This is a genomic window from Lentibacillus populi (assembly GCA_014642895.1).
GTDB classification, from domain to species: domain Bacteria; phylum Bacillota; class Bacilli; order Bacillales; family Amphibacillaceae; genus Lentibacillus_C; species Lentibacillus_C populi.
On the sequence record BMJD01000005.1, the window covers coordinates 149,095 to 157,842 of the forward strand.

Annotated in this window: 7 protein-coding genes, 2 tRNA genes, 2 rRNA genes and 1 pseudogene; 3 read left to right on the plus strand and 9 right to left on the minus strand. The window is 38.5% G+C overall.

Annotated features, from left to right (window positions below; genetic code table 11):
- The first annotated feature begins 131 nt into the window (after positions 1-131).
- The gene (locus IEX12_RS05785) at positions 132-455 is read left to right on the plus strand and encodes a hypothetical protein (RefSeq protein ID WP_102414371.1); all 324 of its coding nucleotides are present in this window, start codon (positions 132-134) and stop codon (positions 453-455) included.
- Between the two features lie 398 nt (positions 456-853).
- Here the strand turns inward: IEX12_RS05785 and IEX12_RS05790 are convergent, their stop codons facing one another.
- The 4 genes and pseudogenes from IEX12_RS05790 to IEX12_RS05805 all read right to left on the minus strand — a co-directional run bounded on the left by IEX12_RS05790 (position 854) and on the right by IEX12_RS05805 (position 3,131).
- Entirely contained in the window at positions 854-1,129 is a 276-nt protein-coding gene (locus IEX12_RS05790; RefSeq protein ID WP_088051986.1) for a hypothetical protein, read from the minus strand.
- Between the two features lie 269 nt (positions 1,130-1,398).
- A pseudogene (locus IEX12_RS05795) lies at positions 1,399-1,512 on the minus strand (flagellin); the annotation flags it as partial.
- Between the two features lie 350 nt (positions 1,513-1,862).
- The gene (locus IEX12_RS05800) at positions 1,863-2,864 is read right to left on the minus strand and encodes a flagellin N-terminal helical domain-containing protein (protein ID WP_088051983.1); all 1,002 of its coding nucleotides are present in this window, start codon (positions 2,862-2,864) and stop codon (positions 1,863-1,865) included.
- Between the two features lie 81 nt (positions 2,865-2,945).
- Positions 2,946-3,131 carry a carbon storage regulator gene (locus IEX12_RS05805; protein WP_088051981.1) on the minus strand — a complete coding sequence of 62 codons (186 nt, stop codon included), beginning with the start codon at positions 3,129-3,131 and terminating at the stop codon, positions 2,946-2,948.
- A 246-nt stretch (positions 3,132-3,377) separates the two neighbouring features.
- On the opposite strand from IEX12_RS05805, the gene IEX12_RS05810 reads away from it, so the two are divergent.
- On the plus strand, positions 3,378-4,400 hold the full coding sequence (locus IEX12_RS05810) for a Gfo/Idh/MocA family protein (RefSeq protein WP_088051980.1): 1,023 nt from the start codon (positions 3,378-3,380) through the stop codon (positions 4,398-4,400).
- A 244-nt stretch (positions 4,401-4,644) separates the two neighbouring features.
- A complete protein-coding gene (locus IEX12_RS05815) occupies positions 4,645-5,598 on the plus strand; it encodes a nucleoside hydrolase (protein WP_088051979.1) in 954 nt (317 codons plus the stop codon).
- Between the two features lie 483 nt (positions 5,599-6,081).
- Here the strand turns inward: IEX12_RS05815 and IEX12_RS05820 are convergent, their stop codons facing one another.
- The 5 genes from IEX12_RS05820 to IEX12_RS05840 form a co-directional block, all read right to left on the minus strand.
- Positions 6,082-6,984 carry an endonuclease/exonuclease/phosphatase family protein gene (locus IEX12_RS05820; protein ID WP_230856193.1) on the minus strand — a complete coding sequence of 301 codons (903 nt, stop codon included), beginning with the start codon at positions 6,982-6,984 and terminating at the stop codon, positions 6,082-6,084.
- A 1,260-nt stretch (positions 6,985-8,244) separates the two neighbouring features.
- Positions 8,245-8,317 (minus strand) — tRNA-Thr (locus IEX12_RS05825).
- Positions 8,318-8,324: 7 nt separating this feature from the next.
- Positions 8,325-8,399: transfer RNA gene (locus tag IEX12_RS05830), tRNA-Asn, on the minus strand.
- Between the two features lie 57 nt (positions 8,400-8,456).
- Positions 8,457-8,572, minus strand: a 5S ribosomal RNA gene (gene rrf, locus IEX12_RS05835).
- Positions 8,573-8,655: 83 nt separating this feature from the next.
- Positions 8,656-8,748: ribosomal RNA gene (locus IEX12_RS05840) — 23S ribosomal RNA — on the minus strand; the annotation flags it as partial.

Below are 8,748 nucleotides of genomic sequence, written 5' to 3' on the forward strand. Positions count from 1 at the left end.
TACAAAATATCTAAAAGGTTAGAGTTATCTGTCTGTATTCAACAACCTGTATAATAAGACCATTATACTTCAAATGACAGTGTTCCAAAGCGACTTTGCAATTGATAGTACAATCAAGGTAGAATAAGACCATGAAAGAAGGTGAGTCAATGGTATCCCATAAGGTCAATAACATGGATATTCTATCCGCAAATAAATATGTTAAAGAAATATTAATGAAAACACTTGCTAAAAGCCAACAGCATAAATTATTGCATAAATTTTCTACTGGTTATGGTCTGACCCAGAATCTTTTTGAGTTGTACTTAAACCGAAAAATAAACCAATTATTGTATAACAACATAATGGAAAGTCATGATTTCTTTGACAGTCTGCGTGTGGGCCAGGAAATAAATGTAGATGAATGGAATGAGAATGTGCTGATGCAAAAACACATTATAAATTCTTTAACGTAACAGCCCTCGGCATTTGCCGAGGGCTTCTTTATTTTTACTATTTTATCGAAGAAGTTGCAAAACTTCTTGTGGTTGTTGGTTGGCTTGCTTTGCCGCTATCCCTTTCAATCATAGAATAGACTATATCTTCACCCTTTGGTTTCAAAGGGGCTGGGCACCTCGAATGATTTTGTTATCACCCTACGAATCTCATTGCAATGGCTAAAGCTTAGCTTTAGGCAGTACATTCTAGTTGTAGGACCTTCAACAGACTTTCGTCACCGTTTCCGGATATGTTGCAGTGCAAAACACTTTAGGAAGTTCCAGCAATTCACTCAGTTATGCTCCAATCCATTACCAAATTAGATGTCCTTCCATATCAACTAAGTAGCTTCAAAACACCTTTATTCCCTAACAAGTTAATTCATCATCATAGATCTGGTTTTCGTTATAGATGACAATAAATCATTCAGATTACGAACATTTCTAACCCTTTTGTTATTAAAATCTAAAGTTAATTCATAATAGGCCATTTTCCCTTCACTTTCTAAATTATTGATGAACCTAAGAACTTCTTGAAATGAATTACACTCCTCACTTTTTATTCGTTGGTATTGTGCACCATTCCAATTCAAAAGTTCAATTTCAAACCAATGATCTTTACTATCTTTCAATTCCTCAAGAGTTATTAACATTAACTCACCTCCTGGAAAGTTTAATCCTTTAATCCCTATACTATGTATTATAAAGATTGACCTCTTTTTCATCCATCATCATTTTAGTCGCTATAACAAGCTATGCTTTAATCTAAATCAGCTCTACCAGTAGGTATTAATAAATTCATAGATTGCCTTTCGTTTCTGCTGTCTTTATTGTACTTCCTCCACTTTACTATTTTAAGATTTTTAGAAATGCAAAAAGACTCCAGCTTCCAAATAGCCAGAGTCTATTGTATAAACAACAATTAGCGAAGCAATTGTAAAACGCCCTGTGGCTGCTGGTTTGCTTGAGCCAACATTGCTTGTGCCGCCTGAGTTAGGATGTTGTTCTTTGTGAACTCCATCATCTCTTTCGCCATCGTGCGAACATTTACTTTCATAAATGACTAGACTATATCTTCACCCTCTAGCATCTAGTAGGGGTCGGGCACTTCGGTTGCTGACAGATTTTGCGGCGCTGTCAGATCCCTACGGATTTCATCACCATATCTTCTTGGGGGTTAGGTGGTCTATCCTAGTCGTTGGACCTTCGCCAGGCTTTCGCCACAGGCGCTTGGCTGCTGATTGCCCAAATCTTTCTTCTTTTCGACCCTTCACGTTTGCTGTTTCCAGCTGCGTTGTGGGGAAGAAAGTTCTATAGGGTTTTCCAGCAATTCACCCGATCATAATCACTAACCGTTACCAGTTAGGACGACTGTGACTGTCGCTGCTAAGCGGCAGCTAAGTCATAATCAACGTCACGAATACGTGATTCTGCAGCAGTTAGGTTTTCTGCAGATGCGCCTAGGTTGTTAATTGTATGTTCTAGGCGGTTTTGTACTGCACCAAGTTTAGATCGTTCTGCTGAGACCGTATCAATCGCTGTTTGAAACTTAGTGATTGCAGCATCTGCTGTTTCTTGAGTTGAAATATCGATGCTTCCATAAGCATCACCATCTGCTAATTTTAATTCAACTGCACCGTCTTTAAATTTAAATGTTGCAGGCTCTGCTGCCACAGGATTTCCATCGGTGTCTTCTCCTCCGGGAGTCCCTGGCTTATCAACTTCCACATCAGAAATCGAATAATATTTACCCTCTACCTCAACAGCAACTACGGATTCACCATTTTTAAGTACTTTTCCAGTAAACTCCTCGCCACCTATAACTAGTTCAGGCTTTTCGCCATCGCCAGCAGCCTCAATAGTATCTTCTGTTAGTTTACCTTCAACACCTAAAGCATTAGCCCCCATTGCAGCAACATCAATTTTTAAGTTTTGACCTTCGTTTGCACCAATATGAAAAGTTGCTTTAAAATTACCATCTAATAATTTTTGCGTATTAAATTCTGTATTGTCAGCAATCCGAGTCAACTCTTCAGCCAATTGATTTGCTTCTTTTTGAAGCTCAGCACGGTCTGTATCTGTATTCGTGTCGTTTGAAGACTGTACTGCTAATTCACGCATTCTTTGTAAGATAGAATGTGTTTCATTCAAAGCACCTTCAGCAGTTTGAATCAGAGAAATACCGTCTTGAGCGTTTTTAGACGCCATTTCCAACCCGCGAATCTGCCCACGCATTTTTTCAGAGATTGCCAAACCTGCTGCATCGTCGCCAGCTTTGTTGATCTTAAGACCTGAAGAAAGCTTCTCCAAAGAATTTTGTACTGCACCATTGTTTGCACTTAATTGACGATGTGTGTTAAGTGCCGCAATGTTGTGATTGATAATCATAATCAATCTACCTCCTTGTTTAATTGTTTTACTAGCAAGACCTATCCTTGTGACTTGCTAGAGTTTATAATATCCCCTAGATTAGGAGCTACTACCGTCATAAACCTCTCCACGAACAACTTTAAATTCCTGTGGAGCTGTGATTCGCAGTCTGAGAGCATTTTTAATGTTCCCCTCTGCTTTCATCACTTCAATCTCAATTTCCCTGCCGTGTTCATCTATGATAAACACTTTTTCACCGGCTTTTCTTCCTAACGTTAATGCCATGGCACAATCATCCTCCCTGATGATACATTACTTATATCGGCATAATAGAAAAATGTTTAAATGTATATGATGAGATTTTTTTTGTTTATTTAATTGAAATGTTCCTGATTATGACATAAACAAATTGAAACAAAAAGGATTCGTGACTGATATAGCGAATATTATATATGGGATTTTTAATTGTGCAGATTTAATTAGGTCATCCGGTGATGGAGAAGTACTAACTAAAACGAAAGTGTGATACATGTGAAAATCGGAATTATTGGAGGCGGATTTGGGCTAAGGGTACAAGCCCAAATTATCGAAACACACCCAGCTATAGAGGTAACTGCTGTCAGCACTATTACACGTCATCAGCTTCCAAAGGAATTAAACAACTGGAATAACCCTCCGAAACATTACAAAGATTGGAAGGAAATGCTGGCTCGGGAAGAGCTGGATATTTGTTTCGTCAGCTCCCTACCAATCCACCATTATGAGATGGTGCGCTATGCATTGTTAAAAAGGATACATGTTGTATGCGAGAAGCCCTTTACCATGAATAGCCGGGAATCTCAGGCATTAGTGGAGCTCTCCAAAGAATGTCAGACCGAGGTATTCGTTGATTTTGAATGGAGATACTTGCCTGTTCGTCAAAAGATAAAAAAGCTGATCCAGGAAAACAAAATTGGCGAGCCCCTTCATTATGAATATCATATAACCAGTCCGCAATATGTAAGACTCTCTTCCAACATAATTGGCTGGATGGGGCGCAAGGAAAATTTCGGCGGGATGCTAGGAGCTCTTGGGTCTCACATGATTGATTGCATCAGATGGCTGTCAGGCGATGAAATGACGGAAATGAACGGATTTGTCCATACCCATGTCCCACAAGGTGCAGGAGAGACAAGGAACGCAGATGATGCATTTTTCATCCATGGAAAAACAACTCGTCATGCCACTTTCTCTATTCAATTATTATCCGGCATAACACATGGGTTTGGCACTTCTTTACGAATATATGGCAGTGCCGGAACAATCACGCTAACTGGTGATAAACAATTATGCTATGGAAAAGCCAATGAACAATTGATTGTAGTCGACGCACCAGCAGCTAATGAAATACCATCGCATTTATCAACAGAGGCCAGTGCTTATTATCCCGCGTTTTTTCCGTTCATTGACAAGGTTTATGAATACATTGCTTATCACAATTTGGATCCAGACCTGCCATTAATTGAGGATGGACATGAAAATCAACGGTTGTTAGACAAGGTATTGGCAATGTAAAAACTTCAAAATTCGCCGCTGAAATCCATAGCTATTCTTTTAAATACATTGATAAGACCGTACGACAAATGGAAAGGGTTCTGTTTAGTTTGTATAAAAAAGATTTATCGTTTTAGGTTCTGGTTCTGGAACACATTAGCGAGACAACTACATTTAACCATTTTCCGCTCTTTTGAAGACGTTCTTCGGACAAACATACAAGCATGCCTGTCTTTTTTTCATAAGCTAAGTTGGGGTGAAAAAAATGACAAAAATAATCTTATTTGCCGATACAGGTATAGACGATACCATTGCATTGACTTACGCGCTGAAGAATCCTGAGATAGATCTGATTGGTGTTGTAAGTGGCTACGGTAACGTCGATCGGGAAAAAACGTTTAGGAATGTCGAGTACTTATTGGAACTGGCAGGCCGTACAGATATTCCTGTTATTGCTGGTGCCACTCGTCCCCTGAGTGGTGAAGAACCTGTCTTTTTTCCTGAAGTTCATGGAATAGAAGGACTGGGGCCGATCGATCCGCCAATTCCAGAGGAACGCTATGCAAATCGGACGAATTTCAGTAAATTGTTCCAGTTGATCAAGGAAAACCGGAATGAGGTAATAATCGTTAATGTCGGACGATGTACCTCTCTGGCCATCGCCCATTATTTAAGTCCCGAAGTGATGGAAGATGTAAAAGCAACCTATGTAATGGGTGGGGCATTCCTCGAACCTGGCAATGCGTCTGAAGTAGCAGAAGCAAACTTTTTCGGTGATCCAATTGCCGCTGATTACGTTTGTCAAAATCTAGTTAACCTAACGATCGTTCCTTTAAACGTGACAAAGAATGCTATATTGACCCCAGGGATTGTCAATCTCATCGATACTCGTGCAGATTCACCTTTAGAAAAGATAATCAAACCGATCTTAGATTTCTATTATGAATATTATCAACAACGAGATCCAAGTATAACCGGAACACCACAACACGATTTGGCCGCTTTGATGGCAGCTCTCGACATCAATGGTTTGTATGGGTACAAAAAGCGAGAGGTTAGAGTGAGGCACAAAGGTGACATTGCGTACGGGGAAAGTATCGCTGACTTCCGGCCAGAGTCGAGTAATTGTTTTGGACCAAATTGTGCACGTATTGCCCTGGAAATTGATCAAGATATCTTTGTCTCGAACGTTCTTGAAATCTTAACAAATAATAGGTGAACTGGCTTCTGTGAGTGAACTTGAAGAATTAAATGCTGGGGTGAGCGCCTTGCTCACTCCTTATTAAACCCGGACATCTAATTGTTTATATTGGCGATGTAATAATACCCACGGCCGAAATCGATCAAATCGTTTAAGGCTAAATGGATTTTGTTTTAAGATCTTTGTTTGATTATTAATACCTTCAATTGTTTAGATCAAATCCAAAACTGTTCATGATTTCTTTCTGCCCGTTCTGCAGCGTCCATTTGATTTTTTCAAACTCTGTCACACCAGATGCCCTTACAAGGTCATAAAATTCGTGAAAATGTTCTTTCGATACACTCATATTATCTAGGCCATTAACCTTTACAACTGAACTGATAAAGAAATGGTAGAATTCCGACATGAAGTCAAAAAAGACCGGTACAAGCTAGTCCACCTGTACCAATCTTAAGAGCACCTGTTTCTTCCGTTAATTGGAGACTTTACTATTATATGTATCTAGTGTGACATTGTCATATTCGCTATAACCGGATAATGATCGCTTGGGAATTGACCATTTTTACGATAATTTAAGATTTCAATTGAGTGTCCGGAAATACCACCTTTGGCAAGAATCCAATCAATTCGGTTTTCCGGACCACCGCCATTCGGATCTTCAAAACCATTGGCAGTTCCAAGGTCAGCATTTATTTTAACCTCGGCAGCTTCCCACAAATCATCAAATGCTCCCTCACTTGTTAAGGTTTGGTGTGGAACACTTTCAGGACCCGCATTGAAATCCCCCGTTAATACTATTGGAAGTCCCGAATCAAACTCATTTACTTTTTCTAAAATTAATTCCGCACTCTTTTCTCTAGCATTTGCAGATTCATGGTCAAAATGAGTGTTCACCACATAGAATTTTTGCTTACTTTTTTTATCGACGAATTTTGCCCATGTAACCATACGTGTTATTGAATTTCCCCATGTTTTGGAACCTACCACATTTGGTGTATCTGATAACCAAAAGTGATCATATTCTAAAGGGGTATAACGTTTTTCGTTATAAAAAATTGCCGAGTATTCACCCTTGCTTCCGCCTTCACGCCCTAAACCAATCCATTCATATTTTGGTAAACTACCTTCCAAATCTTTCAACTGTTGATATAGAACTTCCTGCGTCCCAAAAATGCCCGGTTTTTCTTTACGTATGAGCTTTTTTATGGCAGGAAGTCTTTCAGCCCAAGTATGTGGGGAAGGGTCGCTGTCATTTAAATATCGCAAATTATATGTCATCACCTTTAAACCGACATCTAAATCTGCCCCAGATGTTTTCCCTGAAGCTGAAACAGTTGATGCCTTTGCAGAAAAACTTCCTATCACCATTGTTACAATTACAAGAATTAAAACAGGTTTATACACTTTGCGCAAGATAATTCCCTCCTTGTATGTATTACAAATAAGTATAGCAGAACTCTGTTAACAAGTTATTAAGGGTATGTTTAATTTTCGTAAAGCAGCATAAGCAAAGATATTTAATCGGGTTATGCCATCAAATTCAGTCAAAATCAATCAAAAAAGCAAACGTTTTCTTGAGGATGTATGTAGTCCTAGTTTTGCAGCACATTTTCCAAATAGGTAAGTCTGAAGCATTGTCGCTATGATATTGCCTGGTGTTTTTCATTTTATTTTTGTCATATTATTGGCGGTTAAAGCAGTATTAATCTGGTTTTTATGGTTAATCGTGGTATAGCACTTACATTAGATTCTAAAGAAATATATGATGAATTTTAAAAAGATGAACTTCTTCAATATTTAAAAATAATGATGTATAACCCTTGTCATAAGTGCATTTTATAAGGATAAGTAAAAAAATTTAGGATGCACCAAAAATGGATGATTCTACACTACAACTTTTTGACAAAGTGAAACGGCCATAATCCCAATCATAACAAGGGGTACAGCCGTTCTTTTACTCACTTTACTGCAGAAGTCAAGATAATAACATCAAATTCAGTCATAAACAACCAAAAAGCAAACGTTTTCTTTTGGGTATATGTAGTCGGTTCTCCTAAAAGTTTTGTTTCCAATCTGAAGTGAAAGATGAATTTCTGTTTTTGATTTATATAGCACCACTTTTTACACATTTTGTCATAGTTTAGTAAGGAGATAAAAAGGCTTTTCATCATTTTGTTCATTTTGTATCTTTTTAAACTATTGTTCTAAATCAATATCTTTATCGTTTAACATTTGTAATACCTTAACGATTCGATCTTGCTGAATGTGATTGTCAATATCTTTTACTAGACCAAACCCCGGAATTACACCGCTTATAAGAGTTATAGCATAATCAATACCTTCTTACCATCTGTGTTGGTCAAACTTTTTAGGAGAAATAAAAAATTTTAGGAGCGGCCAAAGGGTGATTTACACTACAACTTTTTGACAAACAAAAACAGCCAAAGAACCAGTAATCATAGGGGTTCAAGGCTGTTTTTACTTCATTTTAACTGCAAAAGTCAGGTTTTAAAATAGAAAAATTACAAAGCAAGATGAACCATCAAAAAATCAATGAAAAACAAGCTTCTGCCGTTAGAATGTCGGCGAATTAGTAAAAATCGAAGAATAAAGCGACTCCCGGAATCATCAGGGGAATCTCTTTACATCAAGGTTTAAAGGCAAAGCTTCCAAGCAGACTCGAACTGCTGACCCCTTCCTTACCATGGAAGTGCTCTACCTGCTGAGCTATGGAAGCATAAAAATGGCTCCACAGGTAGGATTCGAACCTACGACCGATCGGTTAACAGCCGATAGCTCTACCACTGAGCTACTGTGGAACAATCAGAAATATTTATTTTAGTTTAACAACTAACAGAATATTATACAAAAAATTTGCCTGGCGGCGTCCTACTCTTGCAGGGGCAATGCCCCAACTACCATCGGCGCTGGAGAGCTTAACTGCTGTGTTCGGCATGGGAACAGGTGTGACCTCTCCGCTATTGCTACCAGACATATTATTTGTGGTATAACTTTTTTTATACCTTAAAAACTAAATAAGAGATCCACAAACAACGAAATCAGATTAGATGGGTTATAGTTAAGTCCTCGATCGATTAGTATCCGTCAGCTCCACGTGTCACCACGCTTCCACCTCGGACCTATCTACCTCATCGTCTCTGAGGGATC

Excerpts from the sequence above, each read along its gene's own strand:
- IEX12_RS05785 (WP_102414371.1), top strand. The coding sequence starts at position 132 with ATGAAAGAAGGTGAGTCAATGGTATCCCATAAGGTCAATAACATGGAT.
- IEX12_RS05790 (WP_088051986.1), bottom strand. The coding sequence starts at position 1,129 with ATGTTAATAACTCTTGAGGAATTGAAAGATAGTAAAGATCATTGGTTT.
- IEX12_RS05800 (WP_088051983.1), bottom strand. The coding sequence starts at position 2,864 with ATGATTATCAATCACAACATTGCGGCACTTAACACACATCGTCAATTA.
- IEX12_RS05805 (WP_088051981.1), bottom strand. The coding sequence starts at position 3,131 with ATGGCATTAACGTTAGGAAGAAAAGCCGGTGAAAAAGTGTTTATCATA.
- IEX12_RS05815 (WP_088051979.1), top strand. The coding sequence starts at position 4,645 with ATGACAAAAATAATCTTATTTGCCGATACAGGTATAGACGATACCATT.